The sequence below is a fragment of the Simplicispira sedimenti genome (assembly GCF_022760965.1).
Taxonomy (GTDB): domain Bacteria; phylum Pseudomonadota; class Gammaproteobacteria; order Burkholderiales; family Burkholderiaceae_C; genus Simplicispira; species Simplicispira sedimenti.
This window is the reverse complement of record NZ_JAKVIJ010000005.1, coordinates 17,064-36,055: the sequence shown is the minus strand read 5'-3', so window position 1 is coordinate 36,055 and position 18,992 is coordinate 17,064. Positions and strand designations below refer to the sequence as shown.

The 18,992-nt window shown below is 66.3% G+C and carries 18 protein-coding genes; 12 read left to right on the top strand and 6 right to left on the bottom strand.

The annotated features are described in order from the left end of the window. Positions 1–207: 207 nt before the first annotated feature. Positions 208–1,383 carry a trans-sulfuration enzyme family protein gene (locus MJ602_RS07065; protein ID WP_243020137.1) on the top strand — a complete coding sequence of 392 codons (1,176 nt, stop codon included), beginning with the start codon at positions 208–210 and terminating at the stop codon, positions 1,381–1,383. A gap of 36 nt (positions 1,384–1,419) precedes the next feature. Here MJ602_RS07065 and MJ602_RS07060 read toward each other — a convergent pair whose 3' ends face one another. From MJ602_RS07060 to MJ602_RS07035, 6 genes are all read right to left on the bottom strand, one after another. Next, the gene (locus MJ602_RS07060) at positions 1,420–2,745 is read right to left on the bottom strand and encodes a TolC family outer membrane protein (protein ID WP_243020136.1); all 1,326 of its coding nucleotides are present in this window, start codon (positions 2,743–2,745) and stop codon (positions 1,420–1,422) included. 63 nt (positions 2,746–2,808) lie between these two features. Beyond that, on the bottom strand, positions 2,809–3,147 hold the full coding sequence (locus MJ602_RS07055) for a rhodanese-like domain-containing protein (RefSeq protein WP_243020135.1): 339 nt from the start codon (positions 3,145–3,147) through the stop codon (positions 2,809–2,811). A 23-nt stretch (positions 3,148–3,170) separates the two neighbouring features. Then, a complete protein-coding gene (locus MJ602_RS07050) occupies positions 3,171–3,881 on the bottom strand; it encodes a protein-L-isoaspartate O-methyltransferase family protein (protein WP_162016319.1) in 711 nt (236 codons plus the stop codon). 52 nt (positions 3,882–3,933) lie between these two features. After that, on the bottom strand, positions 3,934–7,107 hold the full coding sequence (locus MJ602_RS07045; protein ID WP_341474741.1) for an efflux RND transporter permease subunit: 3,174 nt from the start codon (positions 7,105–7,107) through the stop codon (positions 3,934–3,936). A 9-nt stretch (positions 7,108–7,116) separates the two neighbouring features. Continuing rightward, positions 7,117–8,301: an efflux RND transporter periplasmic adaptor subunit gene (locus MJ602_RS07040; RefSeq protein WP_243020134.1), complete on the bottom strand. Its 1,185-nt coding sequence runs from the start codon at positions 8,299–8,301 to the stop codon at positions 7,117–7,119. 8 nt (positions 8,302–8,309) lie between these two features. After that, complete coding sequence (locus tag MJ602_RS07035; protein WP_243020133.1) at positions 8,310–8,978, bottom strand: TetR/AcrR family transcriptional regulator; 669 nt, start codon at positions 8,976–8,978, stop codon at positions 8,310–8,312. 210 nt (positions 8,979–9,188) lie between these two features. Between MJ602_RS07035 and MJ602_RS07030 the strand changes: the two genes are divergently transcribed. The 11 genes from MJ602_RS07030 (at position 9,189) to MJ602_RS06980 (ending at position 18,816) form a co-directional block, all read left to right on the top strand. Next, the gene (locus MJ602_RS07030) at positions 9,189–9,959 is read left to right on the top strand and encodes a hypothetical protein (protein WP_243020132.1); all 771 of its coding nucleotides are present in this window, start codon (positions 9,189–9,191) and stop codon (positions 9,957–9,959) included. Positions 9,960–9,980: 21 nt separating this feature from the next. Continuing rightward, positions 9,981–10,535 (top strand): peptide-methionine (S)-S-oxide reductase MsrA, encoded by a 555-nt coding sequence (msrA, locus tag MJ602_RS07025; RefSeq protein ID WP_162016315.1) that lies wholly within the window; start codon positions 9,981–9,983, stop codon positions 10,533–10,535. 95 nt (positions 10,536–10,630) lie between these two features. Then, positions 10,631–11,050: a Fur family transcriptional regulator gene (locus tag MJ602_RS07020; RefSeq protein ID WP_162018070.1), complete on the top strand. Its 420-nt coding sequence runs from the start codon at positions 10,631–10,633 to the stop codon at positions 11,048–11,050. Next, the gene (locus tag MJ602_RS07015; RefSeq protein WP_243020131.1) at positions 11,047–11,724 is read left to right on the top strand and encodes an ABC transporter ATP-binding protein; all 678 of its coding nucleotides are present in this window, start codon (positions 11,047–11,049) and stop codon (positions 11,722–11,724) included. The genes MJ602_RS07020 and MJ602_RS07015 overlap by 4 nt, the downstream gene beginning before the upstream one ends. Beyond that, positions 11,721–12,956, top strand: a complete 1,236-nt coding sequence (locus MJ602_RS07010) for an FtsX-like permease family protein (RefSeq protein WP_243020130.1) — start codon at positions 11,721–11,723, stop codon at positions 12,954–12,956. Before MJ602_RS07015 ends, MJ602_RS07010 begins: the two co-directional genes overlap by 4 nt. 25 nt (positions 12,957–12,981) lie before the next feature. Next, positions 12,982–13,233 (top strand): hypothetical protein, encoded by a 252-nt coding sequence (locus MJ602_RS07005; RefSeq protein WP_243020129.1) that lies wholly within the window; start codon positions 12,982–12,984, stop codon positions 13,231–13,233. Positions 13,234–13,375: 142 nt separating this feature from the next. Continuing rightward, positions 13,376–13,951 carry a DUF3299 domain-containing protein gene (locus MJ602_RS07000; protein WP_243020128.1) on the top strand — a complete coding sequence of 192 codons (576 nt, stop codon included), beginning with the start codon at positions 13,376–13,378 and terminating at the stop codon, positions 13,949–13,951. Positions 13,952–13,973: 22 nt separating this feature from the next. Beyond that, positions 13,974–14,444: a hypothetical protein gene (locus tag MJ602_RS06995; RefSeq protein ID WP_243020127.1), complete on the top strand. Its 471-nt coding sequence runs from the start codon at positions 13,974–13,976 to the stop codon at positions 14,442–14,444. 148 nt (positions 14,445–14,592) lie between these two features. Beyond that, entirely contained in the window at positions 14,593–16,659 is a 2,067-nt protein-coding gene (locus MJ602_RS06990) for a TonB-dependent receptor domain-containing protein (protein ID WP_243020126.1), read from the top strand. Between the two features lie 361 nt (positions 16,660–17,020). Then, positions 17,021–17,800, top strand: coding sequence for a hypothetical protein (locus MJ602_RS06985; RefSeq protein WP_243020125.1), 780 nt, complete (start codon positions 17,021–17,023; stop codon positions 17,798–17,800). Positions 17,801–17,877: 77 nt separating this feature from the next. Beyond that, positions 17,878–18,816 carry an AbiTii domain-containing protein gene (locus tag MJ602_RS06980; RefSeq protein ID WP_243020124.1) on the top strand — a complete coding sequence of 313 codons (939 nt, stop codon included), beginning with the start codon at positions 17,878–17,880 and terminating at the stop codon, positions 18,814–18,816. Positions 18,817–18,992 lie beyond the last annotated feature (176 nt).

The following is an 18,992-nucleotide window of genomic DNA, read 5'->3' as shown; positions in this document are numbered from 1 at the left end:
GTCCGCAGGACAGGGGTGAAAAAAGGGCAGTATAGCGGAGCGCATAATGGCGAAGCGACTCCCCAGGCGAAAAAATTGCAATAAATAAAATGCCTCTATGGCTTGATGTGCTTGCGTTAGTAGCTACACTTTTGGTAGCGCATAGGCCCTGCCACCAAGGACTGGGCCACGGGCACTGACCCGGCCCTTGCGCACCCAGGAAGACACATGACCCACCTCAGAACCCGCGCCGTCCATGCCGGACAGCAGCCCGACCCCACCACCGGCGCCATCGCCACGCCCATCACCCAGACCACGGCCTTTGGCTATGGCACGCTGGAGCGGGGCGCGGCCCTGTTTGCGGGCGAGGTGCCAGGCTACCGCTACAGCCGCTTCGCCAACCCCACGGTGGCTGCGCTGGAAGCCAAGCTCGCCGACCTGGAAGGGGCGCAGGCGGCGGTGGCCTTTGCCAGTGGCACGGCGGCCACGGCGTCGCTGGTGCTGGGCCTGCTGCGTCCTGGTGATGAACTGGTGTTTCTGGGCCCGCTGTATGGCGGCACCGAGGGCCTGCTGCGCAATCTGGGCGAACGCTGGGGCATCCGTGTGGTCGATGCCACGGCCACCGGGCTGGAGGCCAGCCTCACGCCCGCCACGCGCATGGTCTGGGTCGAAACGCTCACCAACCCCACCCTGCGCCTGCACGACCTGGCGGCCGTGGCTGCCATGGCGCGTGCACGCGGTATCACCACCGTGGCGGACAACACCTTCTGCACCCCGTGCCTGGTGCGCCCGCTGGAGTGCGGCATCGACCTGGTGATGCATTCCATGACCAAGTACCTGGGCGGCCATGGCGATGCCACGGGCGGCATCGTTGCTGGTGCCGATGCCCTGGTGGCCCCGGTGCGCAAAACCGGGCTGGGCCAGGTGGGCGGCAACCTTGCGCCGCAGGAGGCCTTCCTGTTCTTGCGTGGCATCAAGACCTTGCCGTTGCGCATGGCGGCGCACTGCGAGGGTGCCCTGGCGGTGGCCCGTTTTCTGCAGCAGCATCCTGCCGTGCGCGTGGTGCACTACCCCGGTCTGGAAAGTCACCCCCAGCACGCCCTGGCCCAGCGCCAGATGCAGGGCGGCTTTGGCGGCATGGTGGCGTTTGAACTCCAGCGCTGCGAGCGCAGTGCCGTGGCGGCGGTGCTCAACCGCCTGGCGCTGTTCACCCAGGCCGTCTCGCTGGGCGACACCGACAGCCTGGCCTGCCACCCGGCCAGCACCACGCACAGCTTTGTCTCGCAGCAGGCACGCGATGCGGCCGGAGTGACCGAGGGCCTGGTGCGCCTGAGCGTGGGAATCGAGCACCCTGACGACCTGGTGGCTGACCTGGCGCAGGCCCTGGATGGATGCGCGCCATGACGGGCGCAGGGCAGGGCGAGGGCCTGCCCGACGCCGTTACTTGACGAGCTGCTGGTTCAGCGCCTTCACATCGTCCAGCGTGAGCGTGCCAACGGCCTGGCGCAGCTTGAGCTGGCCCAGCAGCACGTTGTAGCGTGCCACAGCCAGGTCGCGCTTGGTCTGGAACAGTTGGCTTTGTGCATTGAGCACATCGATGTTGATGCGCACGCCCACCTGGTAGCCCAGCTTGTTGGCGTCCAATGCGCTCTGGCTGGATTGCTCGGCGGCCTCCAGGGCCTTGACCTGGCCCATGCCCGACTGCACCCCAAAGAAGGCGCTGCGCGTGGCCTGGGCCACGTTGCGGCGGGCGGTTTCCAGGTCGGCCTCGGCCTTTTGTTCCAGCGCCAGGGTTTCCTTCACGCGGTTCTGCACGGCAAAACCGGCAAACAGCGGAAGGTTCAGGGCCACGCCCACGGTGGCATTGTTGGTGCGCGTGTTGACGTTGGGCGTGGTCACCGTGCCGTTGGGGTTGCGCGTGACGCTGTAGCTGGCCTGCAGGTCCACGGTGGGCAGGTGGCCGGTCTGGGCGCGCTGGGTTTCCAGGCGGGCCACATCCAGCGCCAGGGCGGCCTGGCGCACGCCAGGTTGTTGGTCATGGGCGGTTTGCACCCAGTGGTCCACGCTGTCGGGCTGCACCGGGCTGAGCTGCACGGGCTGCGCCAGCGCCAGCGGCTTGGTGCCCTGGATACCCACCAGTTGGTCCAGCGCCAGCTTCTTGACGCGCAAATCGTTTTCGGCCGCGATTTCCTGGGCAGTGACCAGGTCGGCCCGGGCCTGCGCTTCACGGGTGTCGGTGATGGTGGCGGTGCCCACCTCGAAATTGCGCCTGGCAGCGGCCAGTTGCTCGGAAACGGCCGACTTTTGCGCCTGCACAAAGGTCAGGGTGTCCTGTGCGGCCAGCACGTCGAAATACGCCTGGCTCACGCGCACGAGCAGGTCCTGTTGCGCGGCGTCGAGCTGGGCCTGGGCCACGTCCACGCCGCGCAGGCCTTGTTCGTAGGCAATGCGGTTGGCCGGGCGGTACAGCGGTTGCGAGGCACTGAGCGCCAGGTTCTGCGCGCCGGTGTTGCGGTCCACGGGCGGGACGGTGATCTCGGTGTTGGAGCGGCTCACACCGGCCGACAGGCCTGCCGAGGGGAGCAAGCCGGCGCGGGCCTGGTCGGCACGGCGCCGGGCCGCCTCCAGTTGGGCCTGGGCCGATTGCCAGGAGGAGTCGTAGGCGCGGGCCGATTCCACCAGTTCGATCAGGCTCTGGGCCTGTGCCGGGGCGGCCAGTGCGGCGCCGAGCGCCAGGGTCAGGGGGAGCATCCGGAACAGCTGCATGGGATGGGTCTTTCTAGGGTTGCCTGCAAGAGAAGGAGACGGGGCCTGGGGACAGACGGCCTTTCAATACCGGGGCACCTGGGGATCGTGCTCTCGGGCCCAGGCGTCGATGCCGCCTTCGATGTTGGCCACACAATCCCACCCCTGCTGGGCCAGCCAGGCCGCCACGTGCATGCTGCGCACGCCATGGTGGCACAGGCAGGCGATGGGGCGGTCCCGGTCCAGTTCAGCCAGCCGTGCGGGCAGGCTGCCCATGGGGATGGCCAGCAGTTCGAAGCCCTGCGCCGACACACTGGCCAGGGCGCATTCCCAGGGTTCGCGCACATCCAGCATCAGCGGACGGGCGTCCCCTTCCTGGGCAAACCAGGAGAGCAGTTCAGCGGGCCGGACCAGATCAACCATAAAGCTGTGGGATGCGCCGGGGGTCAGAACTGGAAGGTCGAGGGCTCTTCGAAATGCTGCAGGCGGGCAGCATTCACGTCCCAGGGGTAGGAGACTTCAAAACGGTCACCCTTGCGGCGCACCAGCGTGACGCGCATCACCGGCTCCTGGCCCGTGATGGCCAGCAGGCGGCCACGGTCGCTGAGCTGGGCCAGCAGGCGCGCAGGCACTTCGGCCACCGAGCCGCTGAGCACGATGGCGTCGAACGGGCCTTCAGGGAGGGAATCCACGGCGCCATCGGCCTGGCGCACGCTGGCGTTGGTGATGCCTGCGCGCTCCAGGTTGTCGCGTGCCATCTGGGCCAGTTGGGGGTCGAGTTCGAGCGTCACCACCTGGGCGGCCTGGTATGCCATCAGCGCGGCCATGTAGCCCGAACCGGCGCCGATTTCCAGCACGCGGTCGTCCTTGGTCAGTTGCAGGTCCTGCAGCATGCGGGCTTCGACGTTGGGCTTGAGCATGCACTGGCCACTGCGCAGCGCGGCCTGGGGCTCACCCTGCAGCGGGATTTCCATGTCCACGAACGCCATGGCGCGGTAGGCCTCGGGCACGAATTCCTCGCGGTGCACCTGGTCCAGCGTCTCCAGCACGGCAGAGGCCACCACGTTCCAGGTGCGGATCTGCTGCTCGATCATGTTGTAGCGTGCCTGCGTGATGGGGCAGCTGGTGTCGGCGGTCGTGTTCAGAGGCATGTTCATGGCGGGGCTCCAAAGAGGAATAGGGGGGGCGGATCGGGACAAACCCTTGATTTTAAGTCGGGCTTGCCTGGTTTTTGCCCCAATGGCGGCGCGCCCATTGCGCCAGATCGTCCATGTAGCAATAAACCACCGGCACCACCACCAGGGTGAGCAGGGACGAGGTGATCACCCCACCAATCACAGCCTGGCCCATGGGGGCGCGCTGCTCGGAGCCTTCGCTCAGCGCAAAGGCCAGCGGCACCATGCCGAAGATCATGGCCAGCGTGGTCATCAGGATGGGGCGCAGGCGCACGCGGGCCGCCAGCAGCAGGGCCTCGGCGCGCGGCAGGCCGGGCACGGTGCGGCCTTGGTCGTCGGTGTGCTCGTCACGGGCGCGGATGGCAAAGTCCACCAGCAAAATGGCGTTCTTGGTCACCAGCCCCATGAGCATGACCACCCCGATGACCGAGAAGATGGACAGCGTGGAGCGGAACATCAGCAGGGCCAGCACCACCCCGATGAGCGTGAGCGGCAGCGAGGTCATCAGTGCCAGCGGCTGCAAAAAGCTCTTGAACTGGCTTGCCAGGATCATGTAGATGAAGATGATCGCCATGGCCAGGGCCGACACGGCGTAGCTGAACGACTCCTGCATGTTCTTGGTGGAGCCACCAAACTGGTAGCGGTAGCCCGGCGGGAAGGCCGTGCTGTCCAGCACCTTGCGGATGTCGGCAGATACCTCGCCCGCCGAGCGTTGGTACACGTTGGCGTTGACGGCCACTTCGCGCGTCAGGCTGCGCCGGTTGATCTGGTTGGGGCCCGTGGATTCGCGCACCTGCGCCACCTGACCCAGGCGCACGATGCGGCTGCTGCCATCGGCGGCGCTCAGGGCAAAGGGCAGGTATTCCAGGTCCTGCGGGTTGTCGCGGGCTTCGGGCGCCAGGCGCACGTTCACGTCATAGGTCTGGTTGTCGGGCGCGCTCCAGTTGCCCACCGTCTGCCCGGCAATCAGCGTGCGCAGCGACTGCGCCATCGACATGACCGACAGGCCCAGGTCCGAGGCTGCATCGCGCCGCACGTCCAGCGCAATCACCGGCTTGTCGGGCTTGACGCTTGAATCCAGGTCCACCAGGCCGGGGATGTCGCGGATCTTGGCGCTGATCTCGCGCGTCAGGCGTGCCAGCTCCTGCTGGTCCGGGCCCTGGAGCGAAAACTCGATCTGCTTTTGCCCGCCCACGGGGTCGAGCAGGCCCACGTGCGTGACGGTGATGCCGGGGATGGCGCGCAATTGCTCGCGCAGCACGGCGGACATCTGGTCCACGTTGCGCTCGCGGTCCTTGCGGTCGGCCAAGCGGATGTAGATGCTGGCGTAGATCTTGCCCTGCGTGGTGCCGGTGTTGATGGTCGAGAGCGTGTAGCGCACCTCGGGCATTGCGCGGATCACGGCCTCGACCTGGCGGGTCTTCATCTCGGTGGCCTCAATGGAGGCGCCTACCGGCACGTAGAAGTTCACCATGGTCTCGGAAAAGTCGGCCTTGGGTGCAAACTCCGTGCCCAGCATGGGCACCATGAACACGCTGAGCACGAAGATGCCCAGCGCCAGCGCCAGGGTCTTGAGTTTGTGCACCAGAGACCAGCGCAGCAGCCGTTGGTAGAACTCGGCCAGGGCGTCGGTGGCATGGTCGAACCAGCCCGTCACGCGGCCAATGGTCTTGTCGTAGAAGGTGACCGGAGTCACCTTCTGGCCGTGGGCATGGATGCTGGGGTCGTGCCACACAGACGACAGCATGGGATCGAGCGTGAAGCTCACGAACATCGAGATCAGTACCGCTGCGACGATGGTGATGCCGAACTCGTGGAAGAACTTGCCGATGATGCCGCCCATGAAGCCAATGGGCAGAAACACCGCCACGATGGACAGCGTGGTGGCCAGCACCGCCAGGCCGATTTCCTGCGTGCCGTCCATGGCCGCTGCGTAGGGCCCCTTGCCCATCTGCACATGGCGCACGATGTTCTCGCGCACCACGATGGCGTCGTCGATCAGCAGGCCCACGCACAGGCTCAGCGCCATCAGCGTGATCATGTTGATGGTGAAGCCGAACATGTGCATGAACAAAAAGGTGCCGATGAGCGCAATCGGCAGCGTCAGCCCCGTGATGACGGTCGAGCGCCACGAATTGAGGAATAGAAACACGATCAGCACCGTGAGGATGGCGCCCTCGATCAGCGTCTGGCGCACGTTGTTCACGGCCACGCGGATGGGGCGCGAGCTGTCGCCAATGGTCTCCAGCCGCACGCCGGGGGGCAGTTCCTTGCGCAGCGTTTGCACGGCGGCGTTCAGGCCATCGACCACGTCGATGGTGTTTTCGCCCTGGGCCTTTTGCACCTGCAGCAGCAGCGTGCGTTCGCCGTTGTACAGGGCCAGGCTTTCGGCCTCCTGCGGGCCGTCCTGCACGCGGGCGATCTGGTCCACACGCACCGGCTGGCCGCCCCGGCGTGCCACGATGATGCGGCCAAAGTCCTCGGGGCGCTGCATGCGGGCGTCGATCTGCACCATGCGGTCCTGCGTGAGCGAGCGCACCGAGCCCAGCGGCAGGTCCTGGTTCTCGGTGCGCACGGCCTGCGCCACCTGTTCGGGGGTGATGCCGTAGGCCTCCAGCGCCTTGGGGTCCAGGTAGATGTTGATCTCGCGCTTGGTGGCGCCCACCAGCGTCACGGCGCCCACGCCGCGCACGTTCTCCAGGCGCTTTTTCAGGGTCTGGTCGGACCAGGTGGTCAGCTCCACGGCGCTTTGGCGCGTGGCGGCGTCGCCATCGGGCAGCACGGCCAGCGACCACACAGGGCGGCTGGACGGGTCGAAGCGCAGCACGCGCGGTTCCTTGACCTCGTCGCGGAACTGCGTGCGCACGGTGGCCATTTTCTCGCGCACGTCCTCGGCGGCCTGGCGCCCATCGATGTGCAGCTCGAACTCGATGATGACGACGGCCGAGCCCTCGTAGCTGCGCGAGGTCAGCGCGTTGATGCCCGCGATGGAGTTGACGCCTTCCTCGATCTTTTTTGTGACCTCGCTCTCGACGATTTCAGGCGAGGCACCGGGGTAGTCCGCAGTGACCACCACCACCGGAAAATCAATCTCGGGGAACTGATCCACCTTGAGGCGCTGGTAGGAAAACGCTCCCAGCACCACGATGGCCAGCATGACCATGGTGGCGAACACCGGATTCTTGAGGCTGACCTTGGTGAACCACATGCTGCGTCCTTAGCGTGCTGATGCGCTGGCAGCGGGAGTCGCCGCTGGGGCAGAAGAGGGCGCTGCAGCCGTTTCGGGCAGGCGCAGCCGCGTGCCCACGGGTAACGCACCCACGCGCCCCGCCAGCACGGCCGCGCCCTCGGGCACGCCCTGCACGGCTACCAAGGTCTGGCCCTGGGCTTCGAAACGTTCGCCCTGCTGCACGGTCACATGGGCCACGCGGCCCTGGTCGGCCACCTGCACATAGGGCACGGGCCGGTCGATGCGCACCGATTCCAGCGGCACCACCAGGCGCTCCGCCTGGCCCACATCCAGCCGTCCCTGCACAAACAGGCCATGGCGCAGCGCTGGCGTGTCGGGGCCGCGCTCCACGCCCAGGTACACCGGCACGGCGCGGCTGCCGCTCTGGGCGCTGGGGCTGATGCGCAGCACCGTGGCCTGCACGGTCTGCCCGCTGCCTTCGATGGCCAGTTGCGCTTTCTGGCCCACGCGCACGCCCAGCGCATCGGCCGGTGCCAGTTGTGCTTCCAGTTCCATGCGCGAGAGGTCCACCACCTCCAGGATGCGTGTGTCCACGGCCACGCGCTCGCCGTTCTGTACCAGGCGCTGCGCCACCTGTCCGGCCAACGGACTGCGCAGCACGGCGTCGGCCAGCGACTTCTGGGCCACGTCCACGGCGGCCAGTGCGGCCTGGTGGCTGGCCTGTGCGGCGCCGAGGTTGGCCTGCGAGGTGTCCAGCGCGGTGCGCGAGATGAAGCCCTGGTCCACCAGGGCGCGGTTGTTGCTGAACTGGCGTTGCGCAATGTCCACCTGGGCGCGTGCGGCGTCGGCCTGCTGCTGCGCCTGGCGTACGCGCGCCTGCAACTCGGTGGGGTCGATGCGCGCTACCTCCTGGCCGCTGCGCACGCTGTCGCCCTCGCGCAAGGTCAGGCCCTGCACCTCGCCCGGCACCCGCGCCTTGATGAAGGCCGTCTGCACGGCACGCACGGTGCCGGTCAGGGGCACGGTCAGCGGCAGGCTCTGGCGCCGCGCCACCCACAACTCGTTGCTGGCGATCTGCATCACCACTTCCGGGGCGGCGGCGGTCGCCAGCGCTTGTTGCTGTGCCTTGCGCGCACCCAGGGCGCGCAGCGTGCCCGCACCGACCAGGACGACAACAACGGCGGCGACGGTCCAGGGAATCCAGCGTTTCATGGGGGAACTCAGGGTTGGGTAGAGGAGGGAGGGTTGGCCAGCAGCCCATGGAGCAGGGTCTCGACCTGGCTGGCGATGTAGCGCTCGGGATCGAATTTCATGTCCACCGGCACGCAGGCGCCTACCGAGTGCTTCCACAGCATCAGGAAGATCATGGGCGCCAGCACCGTGAACACCGCATATTCCAATGGCACCGGGCGGAATTCGCCCCGGTCGATGCCGCGTTTCAGCAGCGCGCGGATCATTTCTTGGCCTGGCAGGATGACTTCCTGCTGGTAAAAGGCCGTGATGTCGGGGAAGTTGCAGGCCTCGCTCAGAATGAGCTTGGTGATGCCCGAGGCGCGTGTGGAGCCGATGGATTCCCACCAGGTGCGGTAGCCATAGCGCAGCATGTCGGCGGTGCTGCCCTCGTAGTGCAGCAGTTCGTTGCGCCACTCGGCAAAGCGGCCCACGATGTTTTCACGCACCACGGCCTTGAACAGCTCTTCCTTGCTGGGGAAGTACAGAAACAGCGTGCCCTTGGACACCCCGGCCCGTGCGGCCACTTCCTCCACCCGCGTGGCGGCATAGCCCTTCTCGACGAACAGGTCGAGCGCGGCGTCCAACAACTCGCCGGGGCGCGCTTCCTTGCGGCGCTCGCGTTTGCTGTGGGAGGAGGGGAGAGCAGAATCGGACAAATCGGAACCAAGTTAATGACTGACTGGTTAGTAATATAGCAAATGCGTTCCGGTGGGTCAATGGAGGGGTATGGCAGCACGCCAAGTCGATCATCGGCCCCAGGATTGCGCCGCGTCAAAACCGGATTGCCCTCCCAGGATTGCGAATGGTTGACAATCGTTCGCACTGGAATGTGGCTTTTCAGCTTAGGGAGCCACAGCATGCACTCCTTGAACACTGAACCATCCGTCCAGGCACAGCTTCGGCGGCGCGATTGGATCAAGACAGGTACGGGCCTGTTGGTCGTCGCGGCGCTGGGCTTGCAGGCCTGTGGCGGCGCAGGATCCACCGAAATGACCACCGAAACCCGCGACCAGGGCATGCCCGCCTTCTATGCCCAAGCCCCCAGTCTCATCCTGCGCGACCCGCTGGCCCAGTTCCTGGGTGCGGCGCAGGATGGCGTCATGGAATACCGTTATGCCGACGCCGTGCGCCTGGCAGGCCATTCCTGCCCCACGGTGGCAGGCGCCTGGCTGATGACCCTGCACGGCCTGCGTGCGCTGTACGGCAGCGAGATGCCGGTGCGTGGCGAGGTCGAGGTGCTGATGCGCGACGCACGCGACAGCGGCGTGACCGGCGTGATTGCCTCGGTCGCACAACTGATCACCGGTGCGGCGCCCGAAACCGGCTTTCAGGGCATCGGCTCCGCGCACCGCTTTGCGCGCAACAACCTGCTGGTGTTTGGCGCGGGCAGCCTGCAAGGCGTGCTGGGACTGCGCCGCAAGGACACAGGCCAGGCCGTGCAGGTCCGGCTCGATGGCAGCGTGGTGCCCTGGCCCGATGAAATGAAAGCCCTGATGCCCAAGGCCATCTCCGGCCAGGCCAGCGCCGCAGAACTGGCCCGCTTTGGCGCGCTGTGGCAAGACCGTGTGCGAAAAATGGTGGTTGAGCACGCAGCCGACACCGCCATGGTGCAAGTGTCAGACTTGAATGTCGCCTGACATAGACCAAGGAGCACCGCCATGACCCACGCCGCCACCGCCCAGCCTCTGCAAACCCTCACCCTGGGCGGCGGGTGCTTCTGGTGCCTGGACGCGGTGTACCGCCGCGTGCGCGGCGTGGTGGCGGTGGAGTCGGGCTACTGCAACGGCCATGTGCCGCAGCCCAGCTACGAGCAGGTCTGCCGTGGCGATACCGGCCATGCCGAGGTAGTGCGCCTGCAGTTCGACCCCGCCCAGGTGAGCGCGCGTGAACTGCTGGAGATCTTCTTCTGCATTCACGACCCGACCACCCCCAACCGCCAGGGCAACGACGTGGGCCCGCAGTACCGCAGCGGGGTGTACTTTGAAGACCCTCAGCACGCCGAACTGGCGCGGGACATCATCCACACCCTGGAGCGTGACGGCGGCCTGGGCGCCCCCGTGGTGACCGAGGTGCTGCCGCTGCACAACTACAGCGCCGCCGAGGACTACCACCAGGACTACTTTGCGCACAACCCGCACCAGGGCTACTGCGCCTACGTGGTGGGCCCCAAGGTCGAAAAATTCCGCAAGACCTTTGCGCAGTACCTGAAGTAAAGCCCGGGCTGCGCCGCCACGGCATAATGCAACCCGATTGCATTATGCCGACCCCCTCCGCACCTTCCACCACCGCCTGGGCCCTGCCTGCAGGCATGCGTGCGACCAAGGCCACACGCGCCCTGGCCGCGCTGTACCGCGCACGGCCCGAGGCGGCCTTGTCGCCCGCCGAAGTGCAGGCCGCACTGGTGCAGGCCGGGGTGGCGGTCAACCGCGTCACCGTGTACCGCCTGCTGGACCGCTGCGCCGCCGCAGGCCTGCTGCACCGGCAGATCGACAGCGCCCGCGTCACGCGCTACCACCTGGCCGACCCGGCGCAGCAGGAAGGCGCACCGCGTTTTGAGTGCGACGGCTGCCACCGCCAGTTCCGCCTCGACCAGGGTGCCGACCGCCTGCAGGGCGCCCTGCAGCAAGTGCTGCGCGCCCTGGCGCGCTCGGGCCACCAGGGCCAGAGCGTGGACATTGCCGTGCACGGCCTGTGCGCGGGCTGCGCCCACCCGGAGCGCGGCGCATGATCCGCACCCAGGGCCTGGTGTGCACCTACGCTGGCGCCCAGCCGCTGCGTTTTCCCGATGTGGACCTGCCCCAGGGCGGCAGCCTGCTGGTACAGGGGCGCTCGGGCAGCGGCAAGTCCACCTGGCTGTCGCTGGTGGCCGGGCTGCGCACCCCCACGGCCGGGCAGGTGTGCGTGGCGGGCCAGGCGCTGGACGGGCTGCGCGGCAGCGCGCTCGACGCCTGGCGCGCACGGGCCATTGGCTTCTTGCCCCAGCGCCTGCACCTGAGCCACGCCCTGAGCGTGCACGACAACCTGGCGCTGGCCTACTTTGCCGCCGGCCTGCCGCGCGACGATGCAGCCATCGCACAGGCGCTGCACCCCCTGGGCGTAGGCGACCTGGCCGCGCGCTATCCGGCGCAGTTGTCGGGCGGGCAGGCGCAGCGCGTGGCCCTGGCCCGTGCCGTGCTGCTGCGCCCGGCGGTGCTGCTGGCCGACGAGCCCACCGCCAGCCTGGACGACGAAGCCGCCGCCCAGGCGCTGGACCTGCTGCAGCAATGCTGCCGCGCCTGCGGCGCCAGCCTGGTGGTGGCCACGCACGACCGGCGCGTGCACCAGGCACTGCCCGGCGCCCAGGTGCTGGATTTGAATGAAATTGGCCTCCAAGGCAATCAGGACGGGCGCAAGCAGCTATGAAAACAATAGCGCAATTGGCCCGCCTGTCCTGGCGCTACCTCTGGTCGCGCCCGCTGGCCACGGCACTCAACCTGCTGCTGCTCACGCTGGGCTTGGCCGCCATCACCCTGGTGCTGCTGGTGGCCACGCAGATCGACCGGGCCTTCGAGCGCGACCTGCGCGGCATCGACCTGGTGGTGGGCGCCAAGGGCAGCCCGCTGCAACTCATCCTGGCGGGGGTGTTCCACATCGACGTGCCCACCGGCAACATCCCTCTGGCCGAAGTGCAGCGCCTGCAGGCCCACCCCATGGTGGAGCAGGTCATCCCGCTGAGCCTGGGCGACAGCTACCTGGGCCACCGCATCGTGGGCACCGAGCCAACCTACGTGGCGCATTACGCCGCCACGCCCGCCCACGGCCGCCTGTGGCAGCAGCCCATGGAGGCCGTGTTGGGCGCCACCGCCGCGCAGGCGCTGGCGCAGGGCGGGCAGGGTGATGCCCGCCTGCTGGGCGCGCAGTTTGTGGGCAGCCACGGCCTGGGCGGCGGCGGACACGCGCATGGCGATCACCCCTACACCGTGACCGGCGTGCTGGCGCCCTGCGGCTGTGTGCTGGACCGGCTCATCCTCACGGGCACCGAATCGGTCTGGCAGGTGCACGAAAGCGGCCATGCCGACACCCCCGACGACCTGCAGGCCCTGCGCGAGGAGCGCGAAGTCACCGTGGCCCTGCTGCGCTACCGCACGCCGCTGGCCGCCGTCTCGCTGCCTCGCCTCATCAACAGCGACACGGCCCTGCAGGCCGCCGCCCCGGCCATGGAAATCACGCGCCTGCTGCGCCTGCTGGGCGTGGGCGCCGACGTGCTGCGCGCCTTTGGCGCCGTGCTGCTGGTGGTGGCCGCGCTCAGCGTGTTCATTGCGCTGTGGAATGCCGTGCGCGAGCGCCGCGCCGACCTGGCCATGCTGCGCATGTTGGGCGCGCCGCCGCGCCGCGTGGCGGGCCTGCTGTGGTGCGAAGCCCTGTGGCTGGCCCTGCTGGCCACCGGCCTGGGCCTGGTGCTGGGCCATGCCCTGGCCGAACTGATGGGCTACCTGCTGCAGGCCCAGGGCCTGCTGCCCGTGACCGGGCGCCTGTGGCTGGCCACCGAATGGCTGGTGCCCGCACTGGCCACCGGCGTGGCCCTGCTGGCTGCGCTGCTGCCTGCGCTGCAGGCCTACCGCGCCGATGTGGCCGAACTGCTGGCCCACACCTGACGTCCATCCCTTGAAAGGAAACACCATGTTCAAACGCCAACACCTCATCACCCTGGCCCTGGCATTGCTGGGTGCCACTGCGGCCCAGGCACAAGCCCACAAGGACAAGGAAACCCAGGAAGACATCGAACGCCACCGCGCCATGGCCGCTGCGCACGAGGCCGCCGCCCAGTGCCTGAAGGCTGGCAAGGGCCACGACCAGTGCATGAAGGAGCTGCAGGCCGCGTGCAAAGGGCTGGCCATTGGCAAATACTGCGGGATGAAACATGCGCATTGAGGGAGCACCCCCCTGTGGCGCTGCGCGCCTTCCCCCCTCTCTCGCATCGCTGCGCGATGCGGGAGGGGGGACGCACCCGGTGGACGGGCGGAGCCCGATCCACGCGTGCTCTGGTAGCGCTGGGCAAAGGTCCGGTTGGGGCGTGCGGGTTGGTGCTCTGCAGGCCTTGCTGGGCATGACGCTGGCCCTGGGCGCGCTGCCCGCCGCCGCCCAGGCCCCCGCAGCGGGGCAGGGCGGGGCGCCTGTGCTCACCTCGCCCGTGCCCAGCGGCACGGCCCAGCCCGGTGCGGCGGGGCTGCCGCAGGGCACCGGCGCGGGCTACCACAGCCCGCAAAGCCCCATCAAGCCGCTGCCCCAGCGCGAGGACGTGCTGCCCTGGTCCACGCTCACGCAGTTGGAGAAGAAAACCACCAAGACCCGCGTCGTGCCCCAGTTCAGCGCCGAGCAGCAGGCCCTGCACGGCACGGTGCAGCGCGTGCAGGGCTTCATGGTGCCGCTGGACGCCAAGGAGCTGCAGGTGCACTTCCTGCTCACCACCGTGCCGCTGACCTGCTCGTTCTGCATACCCGGCGGGCCTGAAAGCATGATCGAAGTGCGTGCCAAGCTGCCCGTGCGCTACGGGCTGGAGCCCGTGGTGGTGCAGGGGCGCCTGCAGTTGCTCAAGGACGACCCCTACGGCCTGTTCTACCGGCTGGTGGACGCGGTGCCCGTCAAGTAAGACCTTGAACAGGTTCTAAGGCATGCATCTGCCCGCCCGCACCCTGCCGCACGCCTTGCGGCACACCCGCGCCAGCGCTGCGGCAGCACGCCGCGCGCCTGGGTGGGGTGGCGGGCGCGTGCTGCTGGCCTGGCTGCTGTGTGCGCTGCTGGCAGCGCCGCTGCTGGGGCGCCTGCACGCCCTGGCACACCCCGGCGTACAGGCCCATGGGGCGCACGGAGCGCACTCAGTCCAGAAACGTGCGCCGGGTGAACCTGCTGCCCACACCCTGGCCCACCTCCTGGCCGAACACCCCAGCAGCGCCGACTGCCAGTTGTTCGACCACCTGGCCCTGGCCGATGCCGCCCCCTGCGCAGCGGGCGCCACGGCCAGCCCGCCGCCCCCGGCCCTGCCGGTGCAGGCGGCACGCACGGCGCCGGCCACGGCGCACGCTGCTCAGTACCACGCCCGTGGCCCGCCAGGGGCGGTGCAGTCCCTGGTGCATCTTGGCTGAATGCTATTGAATTGATAGCTGCTTGCGCCCGTAAACAGGGCGCTGTAGGCCATTTTTATTGAGATTTTTGCGGCCACCCCAGGCCGTGCGCGTCCACTTGCGTGCACAGTGCCCTGGGGGCGGTCGCGCCCGTGATTTGGCCCCCCCCATGCAAACCATTGCCCCCATCCCATACCTGCCGCGCCTGCGCCCTGTGGCGCTGGCGGTGGCCCTGTCCTGGAGCGTCGCTGCAGCGGCGCAAGACGCTGCGCCCAGCCTGCCCGATGTGACCGTCTCTGCCAGCGGCCTGCAACTGGGCGCCAGCGACATGACCACGCCCGTGACCGTGCTCGAAGGCGACGAACTCGTGCGCCGCCGCGAGGCCACGCTGGGCGAAACGCTGAACAGCGAGCCCGGCATCACCAGCAGCCACTTCGGCGCCGGGGCCAGCCGCCCCATCATCCGGGGCATGGACGGCCCGCGCGTCAAGGTGCTGAGCGACGGCGCAGAGCTGCACGACGCCTCCACCCTCAGCCCCGACCACGCCGTGGTGGTCGAGCCCCTGCTCGCCACCCAGATCGAAGTGCTGCGCGGCCCCTCGGCCCTGGTGCATGGCGACGGCGCCGTGGGCGGCGTGGTCAACGTGCTCGACGGCAAGGTGCCCACCGCCGTGCCCGCCAAGGGCTACGAAGGCAGCCTGGAGCTGCGCGCCAACAGCGGCGCCAGCGAGAAGGCGGGCGTGTTCTCGCTCACCGGCGGCACCGGCAGCCTGGCCGTGCACGTGGAAGGCGTGGCGCGCGACGCCGCCGACTACCGCGTAGGCCCCAACTGGGTGCACGACGGCCATGTGGACCGCAAAGTGCCCGGCAGCTTCAACCGCACCGACACCGGCAGCGTGGGCATATCCTGGGTGGGCGAGCGCGGCTACCTGGGCGCCGCCTACACCCGCCAGACCGCCAAATACGGCCTGCCCGGCCACAACCACGGCTTTGAAGGCTGCCACACCCACGGCAACCACCTGCACTGCGGCAGCCACGGCGAGGACGACGGCCACGACCACGGCCATGAAGACGAGCACGGCGACGTGCCCGTGGTGGACTTGCGCAGCGAGCGCCTGGACATTCGGGGCGAGCTGCGCAACCCCTTTGCAGGCTTTACCGCCCTGCGCCTGCGCGCCGGCATCACCGACTACCAGCATGACGAGGTGGAAGACGGCACCCCCGTCACCACCTTCAAGAACAAGGCCCACAGCGCCCGCGTGGAATTGCAGCACGAACCCGTGGCCGGCTGGCGCGGCATCCTGGGCGTGCAGGCATCGCAACGCCGCTTTGCCGCCGAGGGCGACGAGGCCTACATCCAGCCCACCACCACGCGCCGCGCCGGCCTGTTCGCGCTGGAGGAATACCGCTGGGGCGACTGGCGCTTCGAGGGTGCCCTGCGCCACGACCGACAGACGGCCACTGCTGAAACCAGCGGCATCGAGCGCAGCCACAACGGCACCTCGGCATCGCTGGGCGCGGTGTGGAAGTTCCGCCCTGGCTACCAACTGGGCGCCAGCGTTACCCGCGCCAGCCGCGCCCCCACGGCCGAAGAGCTGTACGCCCGCGGCCTGCACATGGCCACCGCCACCTACGAGCGCGGCGACGCCAACCTGCGCGCAGAAACGTCGAACAACATCGATTTGAGCCTGCGCAAGACCAGCGGCGACACCACCTTCGGCGTCAGCGTGTTCCGCAACCGCATCAACGGCTACATCCACGGCACCACGCTCGACGAGCTGGACGGCCTGCAACTGCTGCAATACGCCCAGCAAAACGCCACCTTCACCGGCATCGAAGCCCAGGTGCGCCAGCGCCTGAACCGCCACCTGGGCCTCACCCTGTTCGGCGACGCCGTGCGCGCCCGCCTGGCAGACGGTAGCCTGCTCCCCCGCATCCCCCCGGCCCGCGCCGGCCTGCGCCTGGACGCCACCTGGAACGCCTGGCAAGGCCAGGTGGAATGGCTGCAGGTCGCCCGCCAGACCCGCGTGGCCGCCTTCGAGCAGCCCACGCCCGGCTACGGCATGCTGAACTTGGGCGTGAGCTATAGCGGCCAGACGAATGGCACGCCCTGGCAGGTGTATTTGAAGGGCAACAACCTGACGGACCGGCTGGCCTATGCGCACACCTCCTTCATCAAGAACGCCGCGCCTTTGATGGGGCGCAATGTGACGGTGGGGGTGAGGGTGGCGTTCTGACAGGCGATGCCGTCCTGATGTGAGCGAGCCAGCGGCGGGGGAGGGTGCTGCTGGCTTGTGCAGCCGTTGATGATTATTTGTGGATGGCTCGGCGATCCGCTTGGGCCGCTGTCGACCCAACGGAGACATGAACTGAACCACGCAAGGTAACCGCCTGTCATACTCCCAACGCTGCAGCCTCGGCACTTGAGAGGCAGTGACTTTGTCGTTTTTGTTATACCGGCACGTTCATTCAGAACCCTTGGCTAACTTGATGATTTCTAACAAATTTTCCACTGTGACCGAGCCATGTTATTCAGCTGGCACGCTGGCATATCCGGTAAATTGCCGACTACATCAAAGTTAGAACTCGAAATCTCCTATGCGCGAACTCTTGAAAAAAATATCGGGGGCCAATGTATTTCCGACGCTTTGCTACCTACTGGCTGCGTACTTTCTTTACGCCTTCTGCGTGGTCGTCGGAGTGCCTCCGAGCAAGCCTCTTGATGGCACAAGTGGTAGCTACTTGGCGCTTGCTCTGTTTCTTTTCATGCTCCCCGAGTCAAAGAAGCTGAAGTTTGGGCAGCTCTTTGAGTACGAAGCACGGGTCAAAGAGATCAAGGAGGAAGTAAAGCAGTTTAAAGACGAAACCCGATCCACCCTTTCCGCATATACAAGCCTTGTTTCAGCAATTAGCAATACCGTCAGCCAAACCATAAACGTTAATCTTCCGGACCGTAATGATGCAACACGGGCAAATGAGGATCTCGATTCGACTCTAAAAACAAAAACAGAAAAGTCGCAAATCGAGGAGGAAATCGAACAGCTCTTGGCTTCAGAAGGAAACGACCTGAACTACGCACTTGCGAAGCTCCGGATGCAACTTGAAAAGGAACTGCGTCGAATCCTCGACAAACAGTCCAAGGCTCCCCTTACGTCCAACGAAAACACAAAATTTCTTTCGGCGCGCTCGTTATTCCTTCAATTCGTCCGGCAGCACCCGAATTACGAAGGAATCGAGGGTTCATTTGACTACGTTCTCAAGGTTTGCAATGCCGCCATCCACGGGCAGTACATACCCGAGAAATATGCTCATGAAGCACTGTCCATGGGGTTCAGAATGCTTGCGGAGCTTAAGAGCATTAATGGCAACGAGTTCTAACCATGCGATCCACTGGGCGCTGCGCGATAAAGCCGCGCAGCGCCGGTGACCTCCACGTTAGCAACCAGAGAATCCTCATGCAGACCCAAAGTCGCTCTGAACACATTCTTGAACTTGCGAGAGAGCTTCTCGATGATATTGAGCTCGGCCGTACTGATGCTGAGCGACTGATTTTGAAAGCTTCCCGCCTTGCTAGATGGGTAGGATCTGAGGAGATACGTTACTGGCTGAAATTGGAGCTAGGTGGCTACAACAACACCAACGCAACCTCGTTGAAGTACATGGGTATTACTGGCCGATGGCTTGATCGCGAAAAGGGCACTGGCTATTGGGGGCCACTCGCGCAACAGGAGGCCTCAATTAATGCCGAAAAGGCGAAACTCGCGGCATTGCGCGTACCAGATACTAGCGGTGACTATGCAAGCGTTGCCATTCAACACGTGACTGGCACGATGACCGCATCGAGCAACTACATCTCACGAATTAGCGGCATTCGATCTCGTGTGCTTGCACAACTTCATAGTTTCGTCAGTGAGGTCTACTACGAGAAGGAGTTCGATAATCTTTCGGAATCGATATTTGAGAGATACAAAAGTGCCGTTGATACTTTGATTGCCGAGCACTGCGGCGATGTCCTTGAGAAGATCCCCGCCGTCATGAGCCGCCTTGCGGAAGGTGACGAAGAGTCGATTAGCCAAGCACTGAGTACATGTCGCCGAATCGTTGAATCGTTCGCGGATTCAATCTTTCCACCTTCCGACAGCACAGTTGAAATGGGCGGAAACGTTCTAAAGCTTGATGCGAGCAAACACCAGAATCGCATAAACGCGTATATCCACCAACGAATCCAGAGTGCCTCACGAAAACAGCGGCTGCGACAGAACCTCGCAAACCTCTTCGACCGGGTATCAACAGGCGTCCACAAGGAAGTTACAGCCGAGGAAGCTCAATCGCTGTTTCTCAACACATACCTATTTCTCGGTGAGGTTCTTCACCTTCCGAAAATTGATGGTTAACCAATCGCTCCACCGGACGCCCTGCGGCCGCCGGTGATTTCAAACATTGAGTAGCTGCTCGTGGCCGATACCCAACTGCGATCAAGCGCATACCTCCTTCATCAAGACAGCCGCGCCTCTGATGGGGCGCAATGTGTTGGTGGGGGTGCAGGTGGCGTTCTGACGGGTGATGCCTT